General features: G+C 36.4%; 25 protein-coding genes, 1 pseudogene and 3 other annotated features (1 of these 29 cut by a window edge). Of the genes and pseudogenes, 19 read left to right on the top strand and 7 right to left on the bottom strand.

The features are described 5' to 3' along the window. Positions 1 to 130: 130 nt before the first annotated feature. The 9 genes from polA to dnaI all read left to right on the top strand — a co-directional run bounded on the left by polA (position 131) and on the right by dnaI (position 10157). Positions 131 to 2764: a DNA polymerase I gene (polA, locus tag AC1Q8L_RS09650; RefSeq protein WP_000412829.1), complete on the top strand. Its 2634-nt coding sequence runs from the start codon at positions 131 to 133 to the stop codon at positions 2762 to 2764. 12 nt (positions 2765 to 2776) lie between these two features. After that, a complete protein-coding gene (gene mutM, locus AC1Q8L_RS09655; protein ID WP_001114476.1) occupies positions 2777 to 3607 on the top strand; it encodes a DNA-formamidopyrimidine glycosylase in 831 nt (276 codons plus the stop codon). A 72-nt stretch (positions 3608 to 3679) separates the two neighbouring features. Further along, on the top strand, positions 3680 to 4312 hold the full coding sequence (gene ytaF / locus AC1Q8L_RS09660; RefSeq protein ID WP_000281743.1) for a sporulation membrane protein YtaF: 633 nt from the start codon (positions 3680 to 3682) through the stop codon (positions 4310 to 4312). A gap of 51 nt (positions 4313 to 4363) precedes the next feature. Then, positions 4364 to 4966 (top strand): dephospho-CoA kinase, encoded by a 603-nt coding sequence (gene coaE, locus AC1Q8L_RS09665; RefSeq protein ID WP_000219286.1) that lies wholly within the window; start codon positions 4364 to 4366, stop codon positions 4964 to 4966. Positions 4967 to 5075: 109 nt separating this feature from the next. Next, positions 5076 to 6104, top strand: coding sequence for a glyceraldehyde-3-phosphate dehydrogenase (locus AC1Q8L_RS09670; RefSeq protein WP_000198974.1), 1029 nt, complete (start codon positions 5076 to 5078; stop codon positions 6102 to 6104). Between the two features lie 390 nt (positions 6105 to 6494). Beyond that, the gene (speD, locus tag AC1Q8L_RS09675; protein ID WP_002003660.1) at positions 6495 to 6878 is read left to right on the top strand and encodes an adenosylmethionine decarboxylase; all 384 of its coding nucleotides are present in this window, start codon (positions 6495 to 6497) and stop codon (positions 6876 to 6878) included. Between the two features lie 283 nt (positions 6879 to 7161). Then, on the top strand, positions 7162 to 7623 hold the full coding sequence (gene nrdR, locus AC1Q8L_RS09680; RefSeq protein ID WP_001203687.1) for a transcriptional regulator NrdR: 462 nt from the start codon (positions 7162 to 7164) through the stop codon (positions 7621 to 7623). A gap of 152 nt (positions 7624 to 7775) precedes the next feature. Further along, positions 7776 to 9185 carry a replication initiation and membrane attachment family protein gene (locus AC1Q8L_RS09685; RefSeq protein WP_000415025.1) on the top strand — a complete coding sequence of 470 codons (1410 nt, stop codon included), beginning with the start codon at positions 7776 to 7778 and terminating at the stop codon, positions 9183 to 9185. 33 nt (positions 9186 to 9218) lie between these two features. Continuing rightward, entirely contained in the window at positions 9219 to 10157 is a 939-nt protein-coding gene (gene dnaI, locus AC1Q8L_RS09690; protein ID WP_000400120.1) for a primosomal protein DnaI, read from the top strand. 31 nt (positions 10158 to 10188) lie between these two features. On the opposite strand, the pseudogene AC1Q8L_RS09695 reads toward dnaI, so the two are convergent. Beyond that, positions 10189 to 10385: pseudogene (locus AC1Q8L_RS09695) on the bottom strand (DUF4177 domain-containing protein). A gap of 236 nt (positions 10386 to 10621) precedes the next feature. Here AC1Q8L_RS09695 and ytxC point away from each other — a divergent pair. From ytxC to AC1Q8L_RS09730, 7 genes are all read left to right on the top strand, one after another. Continuing rightward, positions 10622 to 11503 carry a putative sporulation protein YtxC gene (gene ytxC / locus AC1Q8L_RS09700; protein ID WP_098311921.1) on the top strand — a complete coding sequence of 294 codons (882 nt, stop codon included), beginning with the start codon at positions 10622 to 10624 and terminating at the stop codon, positions 11501 to 11503. A 31-nt stretch (positions 11504 to 11534) separates the two neighbouring features. Further along, positions 11535 to 11763 (top strand) — a binding site (T-box leader). Between the two features lie 47 nt (positions 11764 to 11810). Beyond that, positions 11811 to 13748, top strand: a complete 1938-nt coding sequence (gene thrS / locus AC1Q8L_RS09705; protein ID WP_000786077.1) for a threonine--tRNA ligase — start codon at positions 11811 to 11813, stop codon at positions 13746 to 13748. A gap of 210 nt (positions 13749 to 13958) precedes the next feature. After that, positions 13959 to 14079 (top strand) — a sequence feature (ribosomal protein L20 leader region). A 62-nt stretch (positions 14080 to 14141) separates the two neighbouring features. Continuing rightward, positions 14142 to 14645, top strand: coding sequence for a translation initiation factor IF-3 (gene infC / locus AC1Q8L_RS09710; RefSeq protein ID WP_000973215.1), 504 nt, complete (start codon positions 14142 to 14144; stop codon positions 14643 to 14645). Between the two features lie 21 nt (positions 14646 to 14666). Further along, positions 14667 to 14867, top strand: coding sequence for a 50S ribosomal protein L35 (rpmI, locus tag AC1Q8L_RS09715; RefSeq protein WP_001125945.1), 201 nt, complete (start codon positions 14667 to 14669; stop codon positions 14865 to 14867). A 37-nt stretch (positions 14868 to 14904) separates the two neighbouring features. Beyond that, the gene (rplT, locus tag AC1Q8L_RS09720) at positions 14905 to 15261 is read left to right on the top strand and encodes a 50S ribosomal protein L20 (RefSeq protein WP_001138362.1); all 357 of its coding nucleotides are present in this window, start codon (positions 14905 to 14907) and stop codon (positions 15259 to 15261) included. 432 nt (positions 15262 to 15693) lie between these two features. Beyond that, positions 15694 to 16185, top strand: coding sequence for a dUTP diphosphatase (locus tag AC1Q8L_RS09725; RefSeq protein WP_000365050.1), 492 nt, complete (start codon positions 15694 to 15696; stop codon positions 16183 to 16185). A 70-nt stretch (positions 16186 to 16255) separates the two neighbouring features. Further along, positions 16256 to 17341: a M42 family metallopeptidase gene (locus AC1Q8L_RS09730; protein WP_000163561.1), complete on the top strand. Its 1086-nt coding sequence runs from the start codon at positions 16256 to 16258 to the stop codon at positions 17339 to 17341. Positions 17342 to 17381: 40 nt separating this feature from the next. Here the strand turns inward: AC1Q8L_RS09730 and AC1Q8L_RS09735 are convergent, their stop codons facing one another. Then, positions 17382 to 17999, bottom strand: a complete 618-nt coding sequence (locus AC1Q8L_RS09735) for a TetR/AcrR family transcriptional regulator (protein WP_000023672.1) — start codon at positions 17997 to 17999, stop codon at positions 17382 to 17384. A 297-nt stretch (positions 18000 to 18296) separates the two neighbouring features. Here AC1Q8L_RS09735 and AC1Q8L_RS09740 point away from each other — a divergent pair, with 297 nt between their 5' ends. Then, entirely contained in the window at positions 18297 to 18950 is a 654-nt protein-coding gene (locus AC1Q8L_RS09740; RefSeq protein WP_001071420.1) for an HlyD family secretion protein, read from the top strand. A 12-nt stretch (positions 18951 to 18962) separates the two neighbouring features. Next, positions 18963 to 20762 carry a DHA2 family efflux MFS transporter permease subunit gene (locus tag AC1Q8L_RS09745; protein ID WP_000095294.1) on the top strand — a complete coding sequence of 600 codons (1800 nt, stop codon included), beginning with the start codon at positions 18963 to 18965 and terminating at the stop codon, positions 20760 to 20762. 21 nt (positions 20763 to 20783) lie between these two features. On the opposite strand, the gene AC1Q8L_RS09750 is transcribed toward AC1Q8L_RS09745, so the two are convergent. From AC1Q8L_RS09750 to sspI, 5 genes are all read right to left on the bottom strand, one after another. Then, positions 20784 to 21140 carry a hypothetical protein gene (locus tag AC1Q8L_RS09750; protein WP_000467058.1) on the bottom strand — a complete coding sequence of 119 codons (357 nt, stop codon included), beginning with the start codon at positions 21138 to 21140 and terminating at the stop codon, positions 20784 to 20786. Between the two features lie 38 nt (positions 21141 to 21178). Further along, a complete protein-coding gene (locus tag AC1Q8L_RS09755; RefSeq protein WP_000491392.1) occupies positions 21179 to 21550 on the bottom strand; it encodes a hypothetical protein in 372 nt (123 codons plus the stop codon). A 186-nt stretch (positions 21551 to 21736) separates the two neighbouring features. Beyond that, a complete protein-coding gene (locus AC1Q8L_RS09760) occupies positions 21737 to 22450 on the bottom strand; it encodes a CPBP family intramembrane glutamic endopeptidase (RefSeq protein WP_001182111.1) in 714 nt (237 codons plus the stop codon). A gap of 289 nt (positions 22451 to 22739) precedes the next feature. After that, a complete protein-coding gene (locus tag AC1Q8L_RS09765; protein WP_000554805.1) occupies positions 22740 to 23297 on the bottom strand; it encodes an HD domain-containing protein in 558 nt (185 codons plus the stop codon). Between the two features lie 177 nt (positions 23298 to 23474). Next, positions 23475 to 23684: a small acid-soluble spore protein SspI gene (sspI, locus tag AC1Q8L_RS09770; protein ID WP_000009509.1), complete on the bottom strand. Its 210-nt coding sequence runs from the start codon at positions 23682 to 23684 to the stop codon at positions 23475 to 23477. An 82-nt stretch (positions 23685 to 23766) separates the two neighbouring features. Between sspI and AC1Q8L_RS09775 the strand changes: the two genes are divergently transcribed. After that, positions 23767 to 24564, top strand: a complete 798-nt coding sequence (locus tag AC1Q8L_RS09775; protein ID WP_001986644.1) for a TrmH family RNA methyltransferase — start codon at positions 23767 to 23769, stop codon at positions 24562 to 24564. 48 nt (positions 24565 to 24612) lie between these two features. Next, positions 24613 to 24793 (top strand) — a binding site (T-box leader) (it continues 48 nt past the right edge of the window).

Below are 24793 nucleotides of genomic sequence, written 5' to 3' on the forward strand. Positions count from 1 at the left end.
GTTTTATATATGAAAGAAAATAACCGTTATTTTTCTTCTCTCTATTAGTCATGTTAATATAGAGAGAGGAAAGGAACGGTTTTTTTCTGTGAAAAAAATCATTTCAAATTTGTATGGGGAGGTTTCAATTTTGGAAAAAAAGGTCGTATTAGTAGATGGTAATAATATCGCGTATCGTGCTTTCTTTGCACTACCGCTTTTAAATAACGACAAAGGTATACATACGAACGCAATTTACGGTTTTACAATGATGTTAATGAGAATATTAGAGGAAGAAAAGCCAACTCATATGTTAGTGGCGTTTGATGCAGGCAAAACAACCTTCCGTCATAAAACGTATAGTGAGTATAAAGGAGGACGTCAAAAGACTCCACCTGAATTATCAGAGCAGTTCCCGTTTATTCGTGAGATGCTGGATGCGTTCAATGTACCGCGTTATGAATTAGAAAATTATGAAGCGGATGATATTATGGGAACGCTAGCAAAAGAAGCGAGTGAACAAGGAGCAAGTGTAAAAGTTATTTCAGGAGATAAAGATTTACTTCAACTTGTTTCTGATAACACGCTTGTATGTATTCCGCGAAAAGGGATTACGGAAGTAGATGAATATACGAAAGAATCTTTATTTGAAAAATATAGCTTATCACCAAAGCAAATTATCGATATGAAAGGTTTAATGGGAGACCAATCAGATAATATTCCGGGTGTACCAGGAGTTGGTGAAAAAACGGCGATTAAATTGTTAACACAGTTTGGAACGGTTGAAGAAGTGTATGAAAATCTAGATCAAGTAAGCGGGAAGAAATTAAAAGAAAAACTGGAAGAAAATAAAGAACAAGCTCTTATGAGTAAAGATCTAGCGACTATTATTACAGATGCGCCGATTACAGTTCATGTGGATGATATGGCGTATAAAGGATATGAAGCAAGTGATGTGATTCCAATGTTCGAGAGTTTAGGATTTACATCTCTTTTAAATAAATTAGGCGTTACGCCAGAAGAAACAGCTCCAGCTGAATTAGATGATATTACATTTGATATTGTGGAAGAAGTTACAGAAGAAATGCTTCAGCAAGATAGTGCACTTATTGTTGAAGTGCAAGAAGATAATTATCATAAGGCGGACATTCAAGGCTTTGGTATTCAAAATGAAAATGGTTGCTACTTTATTCAGAAGGATATTGCTCTTGCATCGGATGCATTTAAAGCATGGCTTGCAAATGGAGAAATGAGAAAGCATACATTTGATGCGAAGCGAGCAATCGTTGCACTGAAATGGAATGGGATAGATATGCAAGGGATTGACTTTGATCTATTAATCGCTGCTTATTTACTTGACCCGGCTGATACAGATAAAGATTTCCGTACTGTAGCGAAAATGAAAGAAACGCATGCTGTGAAATCAGATGAAGAAGTTTACGGAAAAGGTGCGAAGCGTGCTGTTCCAGAGTTAGAAGTAGTAGCGGAGCATGTGGCTCGTAAAGTGCATGTATTATATGATGTAAAGCAAACATTCGTTGAAGAGTTAAAGAAGAATGAGCAATATGAACTGTTTACAGAGTTAGAATTGCCACTTGCGCGTGTATTAGCTGATATGGAAGTAAAAGGTGTAAAAGTTGATACGGAGCGTCTTCGTAATATGGGAGAAGAACTCGCAGGTAGATTAAAGGAAATGGAACAGGAAATTTATAAGCTTGCGGGAACAGAATTTAATATTAATTCACCGAAGCAGCTTGGTGTAATTCTGTTTGAGAACTTAAACTTACCGGTTATTAAAAAGACGAAAACAGGTTATTCTACGTCAGCTGATGTATTAGACAAGCTTATGGATCGCCATGAAATTATTCCAAACATTTTACATTATCGTCAATTAGGGAAGCTAAATTCAACTTATATTGAAGGTTTACTGAAAGTTGTACATGAAGATTCATCTAAAATTCATACTCGCTTTAATCAAGTGTTAACGCAAACAGGTCGATTAAGTTCAACGGATCCGAACTTGCAAAATATCCCGATTCGATTAGAAGAAGGAAGAAAGATTCGTCAGGCATTTGTTCCATCAGAAGAAGGTTGGATTATGTATGCGGCTGATTATTCACAAATCGAATTGCGTGTATTAGCTCATATTGCAAATGATAAAGGGCTAGTTGAAGCATTCCAGCATGACATGGATATTCATACGAAAACAGCTATGGATGTATTTGGCGTTGAAAAAGATGAAGTAACTTCAAATATGAGAAGACAAGCGAAAGCTGTTAACTTCGGAATTGTGTATGGTATTAGTGATTATGGTCTTTCACAAAACTTAGGAATTACAAGAAAAGCAGCAGCGGAATTTATTGAAAAGTATTTAGAAAGTTTCCCTGGTGTACAAGAATACATGGAGGACATCGTAAAAGATGCGAAACAAAAAGGATATGTGGCTACATTATTAAATCGTCGTCGTTATATTCCAGAAATTACGAGTCGTAATTTCAATTTACGTAGCTTTGCTGAGCGTACAGCGATGAATACACCAATTCAAGGTACTGCAGCAGATATTATTAAAAAAGCTATGATTATTATGGCGGATCGTTTAGAAGAAGAAGGATTACAAGCACGTCTTCTTCTGCAAGTACACGATGAATTGATATTTGAAGCGCCAAAAGAAGAAATTGAAAAATTAGAGAAGCTTGTACCTGAAGTAATGGAGCATGCAATTGAACTCGCAGTTCCGCTGAAAGTTGATTATTCTTACGGTCCAACTTGGTACGACGCAAAATAAGGAAGTGATGAAATGCCTGAATTACCAGAGGTTGAAAACGTCAGACGGACACTTGAAAATCTTGTAACAGGAAAAACGATTGAAGATGTTATTGTTACTTATCCAAAAATAGTGAAACGACCAGATGATGCAGAAATCTTTAAAGAAATGCTAAAAGGCGAGAAGATTGAAAATATAAAGCGAAGAGGAAAGTTTTTGCTTCTATATGTAACAAATTATGTTATTGTTTCACATTTGCGTATGGAAGGTAAGTTTTTACTACATCAAGAGGATGAGCCGATTGATAAACATACGCACGTCCGTTTCTTATTTACAGATGGAACTGAATTACATTATAAAGATGTGAGAAAGTTTGGTACGATGCATCTCTTTAAGAAAGGTGAAGAGATGAACCAAATGCCTCTTGCTGACTTAGGTCCGGAGCCGTTTGATGCTGAATTGACACCACGGTATTTACAAGAAAGATTGCAAAAGACAAATCGTAAAATAAAAGTTGTGCTATTGGACCAGCGTCTTTTAGTAGGGCTTGGAAATATATATGTAGATGAAGTTTTATTCCGTTCTCAAATTCATCCGGAACGAGAAGCTTCGTCTTTGACAATAGAAGAAATTGAGCGAATTTATGAGGCTACCGTTACAACGCTAGGCGAAGCAGTGAAGCGTGGCGGAAGTACAATTCGAACGTATATCAACTCACAAGGGCAAATTGGTTCGTTCCAAGAACTCCTAAATGTATACGGAAAAAAAGGAGAACCGTGTGTAACTTGCGGTACGATATTAGAAAAAACAGTTGTTGGCGGAAGAGGAACGCATTACTGCCCAATTTGTCAGCCAAGAATATAGAAAAGAGATAACATCGGATAGGCATTTGTCATATACATACAGCAGAGCTATGTATAAGGGAGGAGCTTACCGATGTACCTTTATTTATCTCTTATTTTATTAGCTTTTACATTAAGCTTAGATAGCTGTAGTGTAGGGCTAACATATGGTTTAAGAAGCGTAAGAATTCCACTAAGATCAATTATAATTATCGGAATGTGTTCAGCGGCTGTTATGCTTGTTTCAATGGGAATTGGACATATGATCGCGAAAGTATTTTCACCTGTTATCGCAACGCGTATCGGTGGGCTTGTTCTTATTGGAATAGGGATTTGGGTATTGTATCAATTTTTTCGAAGTGAGAAAAAAGAAGAACCGAAGCAAGAGGAGAAGGTCTGGAAATTAGAGATTGCCTCGCTAGGGCTAGTGATTCAAATTTTACGGAAACCGACTGTAGCAGATTTTGATAAATCAGGCACCATTTCTGCAGGAGAGGCATTGCTTCTTGGTATCGCTCTTTCTGTAGACTCATTTGGTGCCGGAATTGGTGCATCTTTATTAGGGTATGCACCTGCTATGATGGCGATATTAGTTGCAATTATGAGTTCTTTGTTTTTATTTATTGGAATGAAACTTGGAACGGTTTTATCGAATATGAAGTGGTTACAAAAATTTACATTCCTGCCTGGGGTATTACTCATTATAATTGGAATTTGGAAAATGTAAGTATGGGCGTGGAACATTGGTTTCGCGCCTTTTATTATGAGGAGGATTATTATGACAGTAGTAATTGGATTAACGGGAGGCATTGCAAGCGGAAAAAGTACGGTATCAGAAATGTTTCGTGAGCTAAGTATACCAGTTATTGATGCAGATGTTATTGCAAGAGAAGTTGTAGAACAAGGAAAACCAGCATATAACAAAATAGTAGAAGTGTTTGGAGCGGAAGTGTTACAACAAGATGGGGAACTAGATCGTCCAAGATTGGGAAGCATCGTTTTCTATAATGAAGAAAAACGATTGCAGTTAAATAAAATTGTGCATCCTGCAGTGCGTGAGGAAATGAATAGGAAAAAGGAAATGTACATAAAAGAAGGTATGCAAGCGGTTGTGTTAGATATTCCTCTCTTATTTGAAAGCAAATTAACAAGTCTCGTTGACCGCATTTTAGTTGTAGCGGTTAAGCCGCATACGCAATTAGAACGTTTAATGAAACGAAATAACTTTTCAGAAGAAGAAGCAACAGCTCGTATTCAATCTCAAATGCCGTTAGAAGAAAAAGTGAAAAATGCAGATGAAGTGATAAATAATGATGGCACAATTATGGGAACGAAAACACAATTGCAGGTAATTTTAAAGAAGTGGAACATTATTGACTAAAAAATTGTGAAATTAATGAAAATGCTTAGTGACATATCTCCTTTTTGTGTTATACTATTATTGGGATTGGAGATAAATAGTATAACGCATTCAAGGGGGATAACATATTATGACTCGTGTGGCAATTAATGGATTTGGACGTATTGGGAGAATGGTATTTCGTCAAGCAATAAAAGAAAGCGCATTCGAAATTGTAGCAATCAATGCAAGCTATCCATCTGAAACGTTAGCACACTTAATTAAATATGATACAGTTCATGGCAAGTTTGACGGAACAGTAGAAGCATTTGAAGATCACTTATTAGTTGATGGAAAAATGATTCGCCTTTTAAACAACCGCGATCCAAAGGAATTGCCTTGGACAGATTTAGGTGTTGAAGTTGTAATTGAAGCAACTGGTAAATTTAATTCAAAAGAAAAAGCAATTCTTCACGTTGAAGCTGGAGCGAAAAAAGTTATTTTAACAGCGCCTGGTAAAAATGAAGATGTAACAATTGTAGTTGGTGTGAACGAAGACCAATTAGATATTACAAAACATACTGTTATTTCAAATGCATCTTGTACAACAAACTGTTTAGCGCCTGTTGTGAAGGTGTTAGATGAGCAGTTTGGAATTGAAAACGGTTTAATGACGACAGTTCACGCTTATACAAATGACCAAAAAAATATTGATAACCCACATAAAGATTTAAGAAGAGCACGTGCTTGCGGACAATCAATCATTCCGACAACGACAGGTGCTGCGAAAGCGCTAGCAAAAGTTCTTCCGCACTTAAACGGAAAACTTCATGGTATGGCACTTCGTGTACCAACACCAAACGTGTCTCTTGTTGACTTAGTAGTAGATGTAAAACGCGATGTGACAGTTGAAGCTATTAATGATGCATTCAAAACTGTTGCAAACGGTGCGTTAAAAGGTATTGTAGAATTCAGCGAAGAGCCTTTAGTATCTATCGACTTTAATACAAATACACATTCAGCTATTATCGATGGTTTATCTACAATGGTAATGGGTGATCGTAAAGTGAAAGTACTTGCTTGGTATGATAACGAGTGGGGCTACTCTCGTCGTGTTGTAGATCTTGTAACGTTAGTTGTTGAAGAGTTAGCGAAACAAGAAAATGTGCAACACATTTAAGTGAATAAGGGAGGAGAGGGCAAGGCAATATTTGCCCTCTTTTTTTATTTTTTTCTGAAAAGGAAAAAAATTATATAAGTATATTTTAAAAAGTGGACATACCACGAAACGTTGTGATTACTGCATTTGTGAATCGTTTATTTTTTTTAGGGAAAAGTAAAGAGGAAAATATGACAGAAAATCGAAAAAACTGTTGTTGCAAAATGAAAATAAACAAAGTATACTAACACTCGTAAACTTAAGAGCTGAGGTACGTAGTCACTACTTAAAGGGTTAGGACCTCTCTGGACTAACTTTCCCCCGTGGTAGTGGAGCAAGCCAAATTGCAAATTAGTTTTCAATTCGAACAGTTAGAATAAATTTACAAGGGGGAACTGTAGAATGGATACTATGGATACGATGGGTCGTCACGTGATCGCTGAACTTTGGGATTGCGATTTCGACAAGCTTAATGACATGCCGTATATTGAACAATTATTTGTGGATGCAGCACTAAGAGCTGGTGCTGAAGTGCGTGAGGTTGCTTTCCATAAATTTGCACCACAAGGTGTAAGTGGAGTAGTAATTATCTCAGAATCACATTTAACAATTCATAGCTTTCCGGAGCACGGTTACGCAAGTATTGATGTTTATACTTGTGGGGATCGTATTGATCCAAATGTTGCTGCAGAATATATTGCAGAAGGTTTAAACGCGAAAACGCGTGAGAGCATCGAGCTTCCTCGAGGCACTGGTAGCTTCGAAATTAAGCAGAGAGAAACAAAAGCTCTTTAAAAAAGAACATAATTGATTTAAAATGTAAAGAGGTGTATAATGCACCTCTTTTTTAGTTTATAAAAAAGGAAAAATATAACGTACTCGTTAGTTGAATACATTGGACTCTTGCAAATGAGGTAGTGCCCTATATACCATCTTATTTTTAAGTATGAGATGATAAAGTGATGCGCTGAAACTTAAAGTGGTAAGAGAGTTAGAATGAGTTATATAATATTGTATATATATTTTAGGTGAATTGAGTAGAGAAAAATAAAGAGTATAGTGTAAAGGAGTGAATGAATTGCGTTGTCCATCCTGTTCTCATAATGGTACAAGAGTGTTAGATTCGCGTCCGGTAGACGAGGGGCGCTCTATTCGAAGAAGAAGAGAGTGTGAAAGTTGTTTAAGTCGCTTTACGACCTTTGAAAGGGTAGAAGAGTCACCTCTTATCGTTGTTAAAAAAGAAGGCACACGAGAAGAGTTTAATAAAGAAAAGATTTTACGCGGTTTAATTAAAGCGTGTGAAAAAAGACCAGTATCTTTAAGACAATTAGAAGAAGTAACACAAAGCGTGGAACGTGAACTGCGTAATTTAGGTATATCAGAAGTGAAAAGTGATATGATTGGTGAAATTGTTATGGAAGAACTTCGCGATATTGATGATGTTGCTTATGTACGTTTTGCTTCTGTATATCGTCAATTTAAAGATTTAAATGTATTTATTGAAGAATTAAAAGATATACTGCAAAAAGAAAGAGAGTAGAAGTTGTATTTTATTCTCTTTACATACCGTAAGTAATAGGATAAGAGAGCTAGAAGCGAAAGCTAATAGCTCTTTTTCACTAAGAATTTATATAATGAAGATAGAAGGAATGAAGTAGAGGATAGATTGGATGAGAGAAAGGAAAAGCAAGAATGGAAAAACAGTCATGGATGGAGCTATTGCCGATTGATCGTTATAAAGTAAGTGCGAAAGGGCTACTGCATAATTACGACCGAAAAGTATTAACGATGTTGTATCAGCCGTTAATAGGTAGTAGAGCTTTTAGCTTATACATGACACTATGGGGGGAGCTAGAGCAAGATCGTGTATTTGGAAAAGAGAATACACATCATTCCCTTATGGTGACTATGCAAATGCAACTTCCTGAAATATATGAGGAACGAGTAAAGTTAGAGGCAATTGGGCTTTTGAAGGTATATATTAAGAAAGAAAAAGATATTCGAATGTTCATATATGAGTTGCAACCACCTTTATCTCCGAAGCAGTTTTTTGATGATATTGTTTTAAGTATCTTTTTATACAATCGATTGAGTCGGACAAAATATAATCAAGTAAAGCAATATTTCTTAGAAGAAGAATTTGATTTTGCTTCTTATGAAAATGTTACGCGCTCTTTCAATGATGTGTTTGGTTCGTTTAATCCAGGACAGCTTGAGCATGCGCAAGAAGACCTTCGTATTCCAAAAACGACAACTATGCCAAGTAACGAGAAGGGAGACGCTCCGAAAGTTTGGAATGATTTCTTTGATTTCTCTTTATTTGTAGATGGATTGTCCGCTCTTGTTCCTAAAAAGGCGATTACAGATCAAGTAAGAGACTGCGTTATAACACTTGCTTACGTGTATGGTGTAGATGTGTTATCGATGCAAAATATCGTTCTTGGTGCGGTGACAGAGATGCAAACAATTGATATGGAAAGGCTTAGAAAAGGAGCGCGCGATTGGTATCAATTTGAAAATGGTCAAGCATTACCGGTACTAAGTGAAAGAGTACAGCCTCATGCTGCACGTACGATGAAAGAGAAAGAGCCTTCATCACAAGAGGAGATGTTAATAAAGCAGCTAGAGGAAATCTCGCCAAAACAACTATTGAAAGAGATTTCTGGTGGTGCAGAGGCAACGAAAGCGGACTTGCAAATCGTTGAAGATGTCATGATTAATCAAAAATTGACACCAGGAGTTGTGAATGTACTTATTTATTACGTTATGCTACGCTCAGATATGAAACTTGCGAAAACGTATGTCGAGAAGATTGCTGGGCATTGGGCACGTAAAAAGGTCGGTACAGTAGCGGACGCGATGGCGTTAGCGAAAGAAGAGAACCGTCAATATCAAGAGTGGGCTGAGACGAAGAAAAAAGGCCGTACGGCGAAGAAAACGGTACGAAAAGAAATGGTGCCAGATTGGCTTAAGGAAGAAGAGCCGAAAGAACAAGAGAAAGAAACGGCGAAGAAAGATGTAAGTGTAGAAAAAGATGCAAGTACGCTAGAAGATGAACGAAAACGATTAGAAGAAGTGTTAAAAAAATATAAGCGTGATTAATAGAAGAGAATGAACGCTCTTTGAGGTGAGAAAATGGAGCATATTCAAAATTCATTTACAAAATTAATGGAAAATGAAAACTTTAAAAATAGATATGAAGTATTAAAGGCAGAAGTAATGGCGCACCCGCGTGTAAAAGAATTTATTGACGAACATAAAGGTGAAGTAACGACTTCTATGATTGAGCGCAGTCTTGTGAAGTTATATGAATATATTGGACAAAGTGTAGGTTGCGTGGATTGTCCGGATTTAGGTGCATGTAAAAATATGCTACAAGGATACGAGCCAAAGCTTGTTATTCAAGGGAAGATGATTGATATTCAATACGATCGTTGCGTTAGAAAAGTAGCATATGACGAGAGAAAGAAATATGAAAAACTCGTTCAAAGTGTATATATGCCAACGGATATTTTACAGGCAACTATGGAAAACTTAGACCCTTCTGACTTAAATGCACGTATCGATGCAATTGGCGCAGCGAATGAATTTTTAAGTACATATGAACCAGGTAAAAAAGCACAAGGTTTATATTTGTACGGTAAATTTGGTGTAGGAAAAACGTACCTTTTAGGAGCAATTGCGAACGAGCTTGCTCGAAAGAAAATAAGTTCGATGCTCGTATACTTCCCGGAATTTTTACGTGAAATTAAAAGTTCGATTCAAGATAATTCGATTGGCGAAAAGATTGATGCGGTTAAACGCGTACAAGTTTTAATGTTAGATGATATCGGGGCAGAAGCGATGTCGAGCTTTGTGCGTGACGATGTACTTGGTGCAATCTTGCAATTCCGTATGTTAGAAAACTTACCGACGTTCTTTACGTCTAATTTTGATTTTAAACAATTGGAACATCATTTAACGTATACACAACGTGGTGAGGCTGAAGAAATGAAGGCAGCACGTATTATGGAACGAATTAAATATTTAGCCAAACCAATTCCAATTGGTGGGAAAAACCGTCGTCATAAGTAAAAGAGCAAGCTGAGAAGCTTGCTCTTTTGTATTATAGTGATATTTTCTTTTCAAATATGAGATCGAAATATTCAGGTTGTCCAGAACTGCCAATCGTAGGGCAACAATCTGTACGAACCTCCAGTCATCTCTAGCATGTTCTTGAATAATTTCTTGGTAGTCTTCAGCTAGTTTTGAGCGAGTGAGCCCCCAATGAAATTCGACTTTTATGAATTTATATTCAAATATTCAGATACCCCCCTTTAGTAATAAGTAAAGTATACAATAAAAAAATTCATAGTAGCTTGTATCATTTTTTTCTCCCTCCCTTAATATATATAAAATTAGCAAGCCATATTGAGTGGATTTTCTAACGATAGGAAATGTAATTCTACTAAGAGTGAAATTCACGCGGGACGGACTCTTATAGGATTTGTAACGTATAGATACAGTCCTTTAGAGCAGGGATAAAAGGGGGGACAAAAGTGATTGAAATTTGCTTCGAAGAAAAAAATGATGCTATGCACGTATATAGACAATTGCTGAAAAGAGCGGAAGTATTATATAAGGAAACGAGTGTGTATTTACAGGAACAAAAAGTGGTGATTCACATACCAGTACGTGAATCAAATTATATTGAAAAGATCTTATTGCCGGTAATGGTGTATTTTATTGTGAATGTGAAACAAAATGAGTGGATTTATACGATCTTAAAAGAAAAGTTTTTTTATGAAGAACAAGAAGAGTGTCATCAAATATTGCACATGGCACATGAGATTTTAAAGGGAAGAAGAAAAGGGGTAGCTCAGGATTTAACGCGTAACGCATTTGAGTCATATATTAAGTCTTCTTTAAATAATTGGCTTTGTGATCCGCTCTCATTCTCGTTTTCATCATATATCCGTTTTCGTCTTCGTACATATAGGGAAATGGTGGCTAAACTTGCGGAAGTGGCAATTGATGAATATAAGATGGAGCAAGAATACCAAATGTTCATTGAGACGCTTCGGCAACAAGTAAGTAGCCGTAAATCACGCTTGTCCTGCGTGCATCTTATTTTTGATGAAAGCTTTATCTTTTATGATGATAAAGGAAGACGTTTAAAACAGGAGAAGTTGGTCCAATATATAGATGAGGAATTATTAAAGCAAAATGATGTATATATTGATACGAAAGTAATTGCGCCGCTTCTTTCTATTTCGCCCAAAAAGATTTATTTATATACGAAAGAACAAGACCATAATATGATTATTACTTTGCGAAATGTGTTTCAAGAACGGGTCAAATTACATGGATTACATGATTTTGAGCGCAATGTGAAAAATTTAAAAAATAAAGGTAACGCCCTTGATTTTCTAAGTTTTTGAGCATATAATTACCTACATAAATGAAATATATCGAAATGTCATGATGAGGACATGAGTAGTTTTCTACGATTTTCAGAGAGGGAAGCCTTAGGGTGTGAGCTTCCTAGTACGGGATTATTACTTACCACCTCTAAACTTTAGCAGTGAACGGTTTTTCTAGTAATTGCTAACGGACAACACCGTTATGTTGAACTTGAGCAATTAACAATTATGTTAATTGGAACAAGGGTGGAACCACGAATTCAACACTCGTCCCTTTTTACGGGATGAGTGTTTTTTATTTTGAGAAAAAGAGGAGTGACCAGTGATGGCAGATGTAGTTAAAATTACTTTCCCTGATGGAGCTGTGAAGGAGTTTCCAAAAGGCGTAACAACTGAAGAAATCGCAGCTTCTATTAGCCCAGGCTTAAAGAAAAAAGCTGTAGCTGGAAAATTAAACGATGAGATGATCGATCTTGTTACACCAATCGAAGAAGATGGTGCAGTTTCTATTATTACATTAGATTCTGAAGATGGCTTATATATTTTACGCCATTCAACAGCCCACCTTTTAGCACAAGCGTTAAAACGTTTATATAAAGATGTTAAGCTTGAGCTTGGCATTGGTCCAGTAATTGAAAATGGCTTCTATTACGATATCGATATGGAAGAAGCAATTACAGTTGAAGACTTCAAGAAAATCGAAAAAGAAATGCAAAAAATCGTGAACGAAAACTTAGAAATCGTTCGTCATGAAGTACCACGTGCAGAAGCACTTCGTCGCTTTGAAGAAATTGGTGATGAGTTAAAATTAGATTTAATTAACGATCTTCCAGAGGATGCAGTTATTTCAATCTATGAGCAAGGCGAATTCTTCGACCTTTGCCGTGGTGTTCACCTTCCATCTACAGGGAAAATTAAAGTGTTTAAATTATTAAGCGTTGCAGGTGCTTACTGGCGCGGCGATAGCAATAATAAAATGTTACAACGTATTTACGGTACTGCATTCGTTAAGAAAGCAGAATTAGATGAGCACTTACGTATGCTTGAAGAAGCGAAAGAGCGCGATCACCGTAAATTAGGTAAAGAATTAAAACTATTTACTAATAGCCAAAAAGTAGGACAAGGTTTACCACTTTGGTTACCAAAGGGTGCAACAATTCGTCGTATTATCGAGCGTTACATCGTTGATAAAGAAGCAAGCTTAGGCTATGATCACGTATACACTCCAGTATTAGGAAGTAGAGAGTTATATGAAACTTCTGGTCACTGGAATCACTACCGTGATGGCATGTTCCCATCAATGGAAATGGATAATGAAGAATTAGTTCTTCGTCCAATGAACTGTCCTCACCATATGATGGTTTATAAAAATGATATTCACAGCTACCGTGAATTACCAATCCGTATTGCGGAACTTGGAACAATGCACCGTTATGAAATGTCAGGTGCGTTATCTGGATTACAACGTGTACGCGGAATGACTTTAAACGATGCGCACATTTTCGTTCGTCCAGATCAAATTAAAGAAGAGTTAAAACGTGTTGTAAACTTAACTCTAGAAGTGTACAAAGATTTCGGTTTAGAGAACTACTCATTCCGTCTATCTTATCGTGATCCAGCAGATACTAAAAAGTATTATGCGGATGATGAGATGTGGGAAAAAGCACAAGGTATGTTAAAAGAAGCTATGGATGAAATGGGTCTTGATTACTATGAAGCTGAAGGTGAAGCGGCATTCTACGGTCCAAAACTTGATGTTCAAGTTCGTACTGCTCTTGGAAAAGACGAAACACTTTCAACTGTGCAATTAGACTTCTTACTTCCAGAACGCTTTGAATTAACTTATGTTGGCGAAGACGGTAAGCAACATCGTCCAGTTGTAATTCACCGTGGTGTTGTATCAACTATGGAACGCTTCGTAGCCTTCTTAATTGAAGAATACAAAGGTGCATTCCCAACTTGGTTAGCTCCAGTTCAAGTACAAGTAATTCCAGTTTCTCCGCAAGTACATTTAGACTATGCGAAGAAAGTACAAGACGAATTGCGTCGTGCTGGTATCCGTGTTGAATTAGACACTCGTGAAGAGAAGATCGGTTACAAAATCCGTGAAGCACAAATGCAAAAAATTCCGTACATGCTTGTAGTAGGTGACAATGAAGTAACTGAAAACGGCGTAAACGTACGTAAATATGGTGAACAAAAATCAGAAACAATCGCATTAGATGCTTTTGTTGACATGATTAAAGTAGAAGGAAAACGATAAGAAAAAGCCGCGGTATACCGCGGCTTTTCTTTGTAATATAAAAGAGAAAAACTAGAAAAAATAACCATGTAACACTTATCATAAAAAAGTATTGCAAGTATGTTAGTTGTTTGTTACAATATTTCTTGTTGTTAGTAAAACACATCGCGTCTTCTTGACAGACGTCATGTCCTATGATAAACTCATCAAGGATAATAGAATATTGTTTTGTGGAACAAGTAGAAGCACCCGCTTCTCACCTGATGGACGCATTCGCAGTTAGCAGGTAAATGTATTTCTTACTTAAGATTTTACAAGTGTGGGTGTCGTATGCCCGCACTTTTTTTGTCGGGTTCTATGACTACAAAATATGTTCTGAGAAAACCTTGGAGGTGGCTTACTATTAGCAAGGATATGATGATTAACGAGCAAATTCGTGCACGTGAAGTACGTTTAGTTGGCGCAAATGGCGATCAACTTGGAATCAAGTCTCGTAATGACGCTTTAGACTTAGCTGCAAATCTTAATCTTGATTTAGTATTAGTTGCTCCAAATGCGAAACCGCCAGTATGCCGCATTATGGACTACGGTAAATTCCGCTTTGAGCAACAGAAGAAAGAAAAAGAGCAGCGCAAAAATCAAAAAGTAATTAGCATGAAAGAAGTTCGTTTAAGTCCAACAATTGATGAACACGACTTTAACACAAAACTTCGTAATGCTATCAAGTTTTTAGAGAAAGGCGACAAGGTTAAAGCGTCAATTCGCTTTAAAGGACGTGCCATTACTCATAAAGAAATCGGTCAACGTGTTTTAGATCGCTTCTCAGAAGCTTGTGCTGAAGTTAGTACAGTTGAATCTAAGCCTAAAATGGAAGGACGCAGTATGTTCTTAGTTTTAGCACCGAAAAACGATAAGTAATAGATAGAGGAGGAAATACCTATGCCTAAACAAAAAACTCATCGCGGCGCTGCAAAGCGTTTCAAAAAGACTGGATCAGGTAAACTGAAACGTTCTCACGCTTACACAAGCCATTTATTCGCTAACAAATCTACAAAAGCTAAACGTAAACTACGTAAAGCTGGTGTAGTAAGCGCTGGTGACTTCAAACGCATTCGTCAAATGCTTGACAACTTAAAATAAGTTCGGCTGATATATAGAACAATTAGGAGGTAATATTATGCCAAGAGTAAAAGGTGGTACAGTTACTCGTCAACGTCGTAAAAAAGTAATTAAATTAGCAAAAGGTTACTACGGTTCAAAAAATACATTATTCAAGGTTGCTAACCAACAGGTTATGAAATCTCTAATGTATGCATTCCGTGACCGCCGTCAAAAGAAACGTGACTTCCGTAAATTATGGATTACACGTATCAACGCAGCAGCTCGTATGAATGGTCTTTCTTACAGCCGTTTAATGCACGGTCTTAAAAATGCTGGCATCGAAGTTAACCGCAAGATGCTTGCTGACTTAGCTGTTCATGACGAAAAAGCTTTCGCTGAATTAGCAACAGTTGCAAAAAACAACATTAACTAATTAATTAGTTGAAACCTTAGAAGAATTTTCTTCTAAGGTTTTTTGTTTGTGTTCAGAGAGAAGTTTGAAGTTCTAAAGATTAACGGATGTGTTGTTATCGATATGACAAAATCAACGTAAAAACTATAGCGATATAGAAGAATATATATATGAAGTCAGGAGAATCCTCCTGGCTTTTTTTAATTATGCACGTTTGGAAAGAAGAGTATCTTTCCTAGCCGAAACGACACTGCTATAATGGAAAGATGATATGGAACTTTCATCAGATGAACAATTTAAGAGTGATGACTGAAACGTATTTGCAAATTAAGGACAAGCTATTTTATAAAGAGGTAGATAGCTGACTTATTCATAAGAACTGAAACATAATAATGAACTTTGAGATGAAACAACATTGTTGCGTAAAATGCGATGTTGGAGGAGGACAATAGAATGGACTTACTACAACTATTTAAATTACAAAAAGAATTAGATGACCGTATTGCAAAAGAACATGACTTACAACCGAAAAAATTGTTAAAAGAAAAAATGTTAGCTCTTCTTGTAGAAATTGGTGAACTTGCAAATGAAACACGTTGTTTTAAATATTGGAGCAACAAACCAGCTTCGGAACGTGAAGTAATATTAGAAGAATACGTAGATGGTTTGCATTTTATTTTATCAATCGGAATTGATTTAGGTATTGATAAAAACTTCTTATTCTATAAATGTGCACAAACGAATAAAACACAAGTGGAAATTTTCTTAGACACATATGCGAAAGTAATTCGTTTTACAGATCAACCATCTATTACAAACTATATTGAATTATTTACGAGCTATCTTCGACTTGGACAAGCACTTGAATTTGAGCAAGAAGAGATTGAAAAAGCATATTTAGATAAAAATGAGGTAAATCATCAGCGTCAAACACAAGGATACTAATTTAATTTTTGAATATTTCAATTTAATTATTGTATAATGAATTGACTGAAGAAAAAGGAGGGTGTTGGCAATGACAAAATTAGACGCGACATTGACAATGCTAAAAGAATTAACGGATGCACGTGGTATTGCTGGTAACGAACGTGAACCACGTGAAGTAATGAAGAAATATATCGAGCCGTTTGCGGACGAACTTTCTACTGATAATTTAGGGAGTTTAGTTGCGAAAAAAGTAGGGGAAGAAAACGGCCCGAAAATTATGGTTGCAGGTCATTTAGATGAAGTTGGATTTATGATTACACAAATCGATGAAAAAGGTTTCCTTCGCTTCCAAACGGTTGGTGGCTGGTGGTCACAAGTTATGCTTGCACAGCGCGTGACGATTGTAACGCGTAAAGGAGATGTAACAGGTGTAATTGGTTCAAAACCACCGCACATTTTACCTCCAGAAGCTCGTAAAAAGCCAGTTGAAATTAAAGACATGTTCATCGATATCGGTGCTTCTAGCCAAGAAGAAGCGATGGAGTGGGGCGTACGACCAGGAGATCAAGTTGTACCGTACTTTGAATTCCAAGTGATGAAGAACGAAAAAATGTTACTTGCAAAAGCGTGGGATAACCGAATCGGTTGTGCAATTGCAATTGACGTATTAAAACAACTAAAAGATGAAAAGCATCCAAACGTTGTATACGGCGTTGGAACTGTACAAGAAGAAGTTGGTCTTCGTGGCGCAAAAACATCTGCGAATTATATTAAACCAGATATCGCGTTCGCAGTAGATGTTGGTATCGCTGGAGATACACCGGGTGTAACGTCAAAAGAAGCGCAAAGTAAAATGGGCGATGGACCACAAATCATTTTATATGATGCGTCTGTTATTGGACATACAGGTTTACGTGATTTCGTAGTTGATGTTGCTGATGAATTACAAATCCCGTATCAATATGATTCAGTAGCGGGCGGAGGAACGGATGCGGGTGCGATTCACATTGCTGTAAATGGTATTCCTTCTATGGCAATTACAATTGCAACGCGCTATATCCATTCTCATGCGGCAATGTTACATCGTGATGATTATGAAAATGCAGTGAAGTTAATTGTAGAAGTTATTAAACGTCTTGATAAAGAGGCTGTACATAACATTACATTTAATTAATAGAAAAAGCGAAGGAGATTCTCCTTCGCTTTTTTATGTTTTAAAAAGGCCGTTCTAATCCCGCTGCAGTATGAGCGCCTAAAATAATTAAACGAGTTAATTGCATCGCCATAAAATGCGGGGTATATATCATTCCTCTTTTAAGCCATGACATAATCATCCCTAGATGGGCACCAGTAACATAACTAATGAGAATATCGCGTGGAACCATTAGTTTTTCATCGTTAGGTTGTGAAATAGAGAGGCTTAATGTTAAATGCGTTTGAATTGCTTTCATCATCTTATACGTATAGTTTCCGGCAGCTTTATCACCAAGCATGACGTTATAGAAGTTAGTGTTTTCTGCAATATGTTCGAACAAGGCCAAAAAACTTGGATGTGGCGAATCAAATGTTAATTGGAAATCTTCTTTATTTCTATTTCTCGGTTTAATTACTTCAGTTAGTTTTTCTAACATTTCTTCAATGCTTTTGTCTAGTAAGTCATATTTATCGTGGTAATGGCTATAAAATGTAGCGCGGTTTACAGGAGCGCGTTCTGCAATATGTTGAACAGTAACATTTTCAAAACCTTTTTCGCCTACTAAAGCGACAAAAGCATCCTGTATGAGTTGTCTCGTCCGTTTTACACGTGGATCATTTGTATTTTTAATAGACATTTTTATTTCCCCTCGTTTAATTTTCTGTACTTAAACAACATATTGGTATTATATTGTTGTTTAAACGACATTTCATACGTAAATTGTCGGTTGTAGATTCAAAATAATTATTTATAATTATAAACGATAGTCCTTCAGAAATCAGCACCGCTCGCAGGTAGATAAATTTCGATTTACGCTGCAGATGGTGTGATTTTTTTGTTAAAAGGTTAATATAATTAACAATTAAACAATCTAAACAATAAGGACATAAATAGTTTAGAAAAAAATTATATGCGATATAAGGAGAGGAATGCAATGAATCAGTTTCGAAGAATGGTAATTATCAACATTATCACATTAATTGTACTAGTTGGCGGCGGTATTGGCGGTTATTACTATTACAATCAAACGGAAAATTACTTAAAAACAGACAATGCAAAGATTGATGGAAAGGTAATTCCGGTTGCTTCACCAGTAGCAGGTAAACTAACTGACTGGAAAGCTGAAGTAGGAAAAAATTATAATGAGAACGATAAATTAGGTACTGTTACTGTAGCGGCAGCTAATGGAGAACAAACAGTAGATGTAACAATTCCACAAAATGCAACAGTTGTACAATCAAACGCAACAACAAATGCTTTCGTTGGAGCAGGTAGCCCGATTGCTTATGCATTTGATATGAACAATTTATGGGTAACAGCAAACATTGAAGAAACAGATGTTGATGATGTTCAAAAAGGTCAAGATGTAGATGTGTATGTAGATGCATACCCAGATACAACGTTAACAGGAAAAGTAGAACAAGTTGGCTTAACAACAGCGAATACATTCTCTATGTTGCCATCAAGCAACGCAACAGCGAACTATACGAAAGTAACACAAGTAGTACCAGTTAAAGTTTCTTTAGATCATAGCAAATCAGTAAATATTGTTCCTGGCATGAATGTGACAGTTCGTATTCATAAGTAAGGGGGAGATGAGATGTCCTCAATTGTAATTGCAGGATATGCACTATTTTGTATAATCGTCTTCTTCCTTGTAAATCGTCTTTTACGAAAGAAAAAAACGAAAATGGGAGAAGAACAAGTCCCAGCCGTAAGTAAAATAGAAGTAAGTAAAGTTGAAACAGAAGAGAAAGAAATTGAACGAAAGCAAGAATCGGAAATTTCTAATGTAGTTGAGTTAGAAACAGGAAAGCAAGAAGAAGTAAAACAAGAAAAAGAAGTGCCGAAAAAACAAATGTCTATGCCTGTAGAGAATGTGAACGTAAAAGCAGTTGTAGCTGTATTAATTCTCGGCATGTTCGTTTCTATTTTAAACCAAACAATCATTAACGTTGCATTACCTCCGTTAATGAATGAATTTAATGTATCAACTTCAACAGCACAATGGTTAATTACAGGCTTCATGCTTGTAAATGGTATTTTAGTACCGATTAGTGCCTTTTTAGTTTCACGATTTACGTATCGTAAATTATTCGTAGCAGCAATGTTATTCTTCACGGTAGGATCTATCATTTGTGCTACTTCAGGAAACTTTACAATGATGATGACAGGTCGCGTAATTCAAGCAGTTGGTGCGGGTATTTTAATGCCGGTTGGTATGAATATCTTTATGACGTTATTCCCGCCTCATAAACGCGGAGCGGCGATGGGATTACTAGGTGTAGCGATGATTTTAGCGCCAGCTATCGGACCAACTGTAACAGGTTGGGTGATTGAAAACTATAGCTGGAACTTAATGTTCTATGCGATGTTTATTATTGGTTTAATTATTACGTTCCTATCTTTAAAATTCTTTACACTAGCTCAGCCAGTGTCTAAAACGAAATTAGATATATTCGGTGTGGTTAGTTCAAGTATTGGACTAGGAAGCTTATTGTACGGATTTAGTGAAGCTGGAAATAATAGTTGGACTAGTGCAGAAGTCATTATTTCACTTGTTATCGGTGTAATTGGTTTAGCGTTATTTATTTGGAGAGAGTTAACAACGGACAATAAAATGCTTGATTTACAAGTATTTAAATATCCAGTATTTACTTTTACTTTAGTAATTAACGCAATCGTTACGATGGCATTATTCGGAGGTATGTTATTGCTTCCAGTATATCTGCAAAACATTCGTGGCTTTACGCCAATTGAATCTGGTTTACTACTTCTTCCAGGATCATTAATTATGGGGATCATGGGACCAGTAGCGGGTAAATTATTCGATAAATATGGCATTCGTCCATTAGCGATAATTGGATTGGCAATTACGACGTATGCGACATATGAATTTACAAAATTATCGATGGATACACCGTATAGCGTTATTATGACGGATTATATTATACGTTCAATTGGTATGTCATTCATTATGATGCCAATTATGACAGCTGGTATGAACGCGCTACCGATGAAATTAATTTCTCACGGTACAGCAACGCAAAATACGTCAAGACAAGTAGCTGGTTCAATCGGAACAGCGATTTTAATCACACTTATGACGCAACAAACAACTGCTCACGTAGCAGATTACGGCAACATGTTAACAACATCAAACCCAATTTTAGTTGATAAAGTACACGGCATGGGTCAAAGCTTAGCGGCCTTAGCTGGATCAGCTCAAGCAGGAGACGCGATGAGCACACAACTATTATATGGACAAATTTCAAAGCTATCTGCAATTAACGGTATTAACGATGCCTTCTTAATTGCAACGATACTTGCAGGGATTGCTTGGGTGTTATCGTTCTTCTTACCATCAGGCAATAAACAAAATAGAAAAGCAGGGAATTAATTTCCCTGCTTTTTTGTCTTTTTAAAGAGTGAGATATAAAAAATGATAACCAGTTACGGAGCACAGCCCTGCTAGAAACAAAATTATCCCCATAGAACGAATACTTGAAATGTGTCTGCCGCTTATAATAGCTAATAGTCCAGCTAAAGAGAAGAAGCACCAATATAAAGCTCCAGAAATTGGAACCATCCCCTCTAAATCTATTCCAGAACCTATACAAACGATAGGAACAACGATAAGTAATATGCTAATTAAACCAGCTATAATAGTGAGTGATTTATGATATTTAATACCATAAATAATTAAAAAAATACCAACGATTAATGCGCATAACATTAAAGTAAGAGCTAAAATCATCCAAGTTAATATTCCAAACACTTCTGTATTACCTCCGATTTGTAGGTTGCTAAAAAATATTATATATAGAATGAATCACCTACAGACATGAGCTCCCAGAAGATAACACCTAATATTCCAATGGTAAAAATAATGAATCCCATATTACGTATACTTTTAATTTTGGCTTGTACTCCACTTACCCCTGCTAATAATCCAGTTAAAGAAAATAGGGTCCAGTAAAGAGCAGTTGGAATCGGGAAAATTGTATCGATATGAATCCCTACACTTAAAAGAACAAAAGGTAGTGTGACAAAGGATAGGCTAAGTAGCCCCATTAAACCAACGAGTAATTTCCGATATTTAATCCCTGTTACTATTAAAAAAATACCACCAGCAATCCCGCATAGTAAGAGAAGTGGCGTGAAAATCATCCAAATAATACTGAACATATGTAAACTCCTTTATGTGAATTAAGTTATATTTTACTACATGAGGTTTATTTTGGATATTATTAATGAGTATATATAAATTGAAGGAAATGGGTAATAACGATACGGATTATCAAAAACGTAACCGTAGAAGGGTTTGAAGTTATGATAAAAGAGTAAAAAGAGGTATCGCGATGATACCTCTTTTTAACTCAAGAATGCCAACATGTTATTCATAATATGAAATAACATAGCTGGAATAATGGACTTTGTTTTTTTACATAAAATGGCCATTAATAATCCCATAAAGAAAGTAATTACCATTACCCCAAGTGAGTATGTATGAGCGATACCGAAGAAGAAACTTGTTACGATGGCTGCAATCCAAAATGGAAAGCGTTCTGAGAAGAAGCGAAGTATAAAACCACGGAAAATAAGTTCTTCAAAAATGGGTGTGAATATTGCAAAGCTGAGAAGTAATAATATTTGATATTGCTTAAAGACGTCTAAGCTTAGTGCGGAAGATTGCTGCTTTGTTGCGTCTTGGAACACATAATTTAACAAGATGTAATTGAGTATGATGTTGATAACGAAGAAAAGAAGTAAGTATACGTATGTGCGCCATTCTTTCAGTGTTTTAAAGTTAAAAGATTTTAGTAGTAATTTTTTTGCGGGTTCGAATTTAAAAATGAAGAATAACAATACAGCTAGTTGTAATATGGTACTTGCAGTATTTGCAATAGATTCATACAGGGCAACTTGTTTTTTATCTGTAAGACCTGCTGTATAAATTGTTAATGGCATTGCGAGGAACACAGTAATAAGTCCAGTTCCAAAAAAGGCGAATAAAACAGAGCTAATAAATTGTCCCCATGACATCGAGTGTTTTTGTTCATTAGAAAGCTGTGTAGCGGGTTGCATTTGTAAAATCACCTCTTTTATATTTGTATATTTAATTATAAAGTAAAATGTTTTTGAATGTAATATTTAAATATTACATATAAAGTGAAACTTTAATCATTGGGAGGTTCATCCCCCACTGATTATCAGCCCTCACCAATCGGGCTTTTACGGGCAGTTGATTCCCCACCTAACTTCCTCGTCTTTGCTGAATTTCGAGGTGGGGGTCTTACTGCCCGTTAATGCGGGATAAAGGTTTATTTTCCATAAAATAATAAAAGAGGTATCACCCTGTAGTGATGCCTCTTTCTCATTGATAACTATGTTCTGCCTTGTTATTCAATTTGGCTTGCTCTATTTGCAATTCACGCTCTACCAATCGATCTAATTGCTGAATAGCTTTAAGTGCTTTTTCATAAGAAATCGTTCTATAATGATGAGCTCCGCCTGGTTCTTCATCTGCTTCGTCTGCCCATTTAATAATGCTTTGAAGAGATGTTCTTTCAATTTCTTGTTCCACTAAGAAAGAATCTGTATGCAGAAGGATTGCGATAGAAATTTCTTTTGCTAGTTTTGGATGTTCTCCCAATCTAATAAGTAATTTATGTGCTCTTTCTGCGCCTTTAATTGCATGGATATCATTCTTTTTATATAAGTCATAGTCCCATTCGCCGCCTGTGTACCACGTATGATGTCCGATATCATGAAGGAAACCGGCTTTTGTCGCAGCATCGACTGAGGCGTGGTGCTTTTTAGCTAAGTGAAACGCATGGTAAGCGACAGCGATCGCGTGGACCATTCCGGAACGGTTTACGTATTTTTGTGTAATGTGATGTTTAAAAACTTGTTCAAGCGTAATACGGTGCATAAAACATTCACTCCTTTTATCTAATGATGTATACGAAGAAAAATCGATCGGTTTAAATGTATTTTGAACATTGTACTCCATCATAGTTCGTTAGTAAAGTAGAAATGTTTAGGAGAAGAAAAATTTTTTTCGTAAAAAAAATCACCTTAGCTTATGCGAAGGTGATTTTCAAATTGCTTATTTTTTTAATCCTTGCTCTAGTGTTTCTAACATTTCGTGCTTTTCATTTTCATCAGCGTTTTTCCAAATGACTTCAAATAAGACGCCAAGACCTGGAAGCATTTTTTCTTCACCGCTTTGAATTGCATCGACAATTGTTTCTTGTAATTGATCTTGTGAATTACCAGATACATTCGCTAATACGGCACCCCGTAAATTAAAACTCATTGTTTTCACCTCTTCTTCAGAATTGAAACTGACGTTAGTTTTTGTTCTTTTTTATGTAAATATGTATGAAAAATAGGCTATAATGATAAGACAAGAAGAGAGGGAAATACATATTATGAAAAACATTGATTCAGTACAAAATCCGCGTGTAAAGCAGTGGAAAAAGCTGCAAACGAAAAAAGAACGCGATAAAAAAGGTTTATTTTTTGTAGAAGGATTTCACTTAGTCGAGGAAGCTCTGAAGGCAGGAATTGTAACAGAACTTATCGTTTCAGATCAGACAGACCTTCCGAAAGATTGGACAGTTAATGATGTGGAAATGTATATCGTGCCTGAGGCGATTGTAAAGATACTTCGTGAAACAGAAACGACGCAAGGTGTATTTGCTGTTTGTGAGAAGCATGAGAAAGAAGTAGCTCTTACTGATGGGAAATTCCTTTTATTAGATGGCCTGCAAGACCCAGGTAATTTAGGAACAATTATTCGTACAGCTGATGCAGCTGGTATTCACGCCGTTGTGCTTGGAGAAGGTTGTGTTGATGTTTACAATAGTAAAGTACTCCGCTCTACACAAGGCTCTATTTTCCACTTACCAATTGTAAAAGGGAACTTAGAAGAATGGGTAGACAAGTTAAAAGAAAATAACGTTCCTGTATATGGAACAGCTCTTGAAAATGGAGTTCCGTATGGTGAGGTAACGCCGGCGGGCAGTTTTGCATTAATTGTAGGAAATGAAGGAAATGGCGTACGCCAAGAAATTCTTGCAAAAACGGATCAAAACTTGTATATTCCGATTTACGGCGGGGCAGAATCATTAAATGTTGCGGTTGCAGCAGGGATTTTAACGTATTATTTGCAAAGCCCGGTTGCGAACAAATAAAAAACTTCTTATAATAAGTTGAAGTACATTATATTAAAAGTTAAATAACGAAAAACGTTGATAGAGAAGAGTAGCTTACAAAATCGCCATATAGGGAGAGAGTGCCGTAGACTGAAAGCATTCTTATGGTAGACGGAAGTGAATTCACCTCTGGAGTTGACGCCAGGACCATGTATATGTAAAGGCGTTCCGGTCAGAATTGATCGTTATAACTAATGAGTGGGCAGAC

Source organism: Bacillus sp. GW823-FHT06A11 (genome assembly GCF_058795355.1).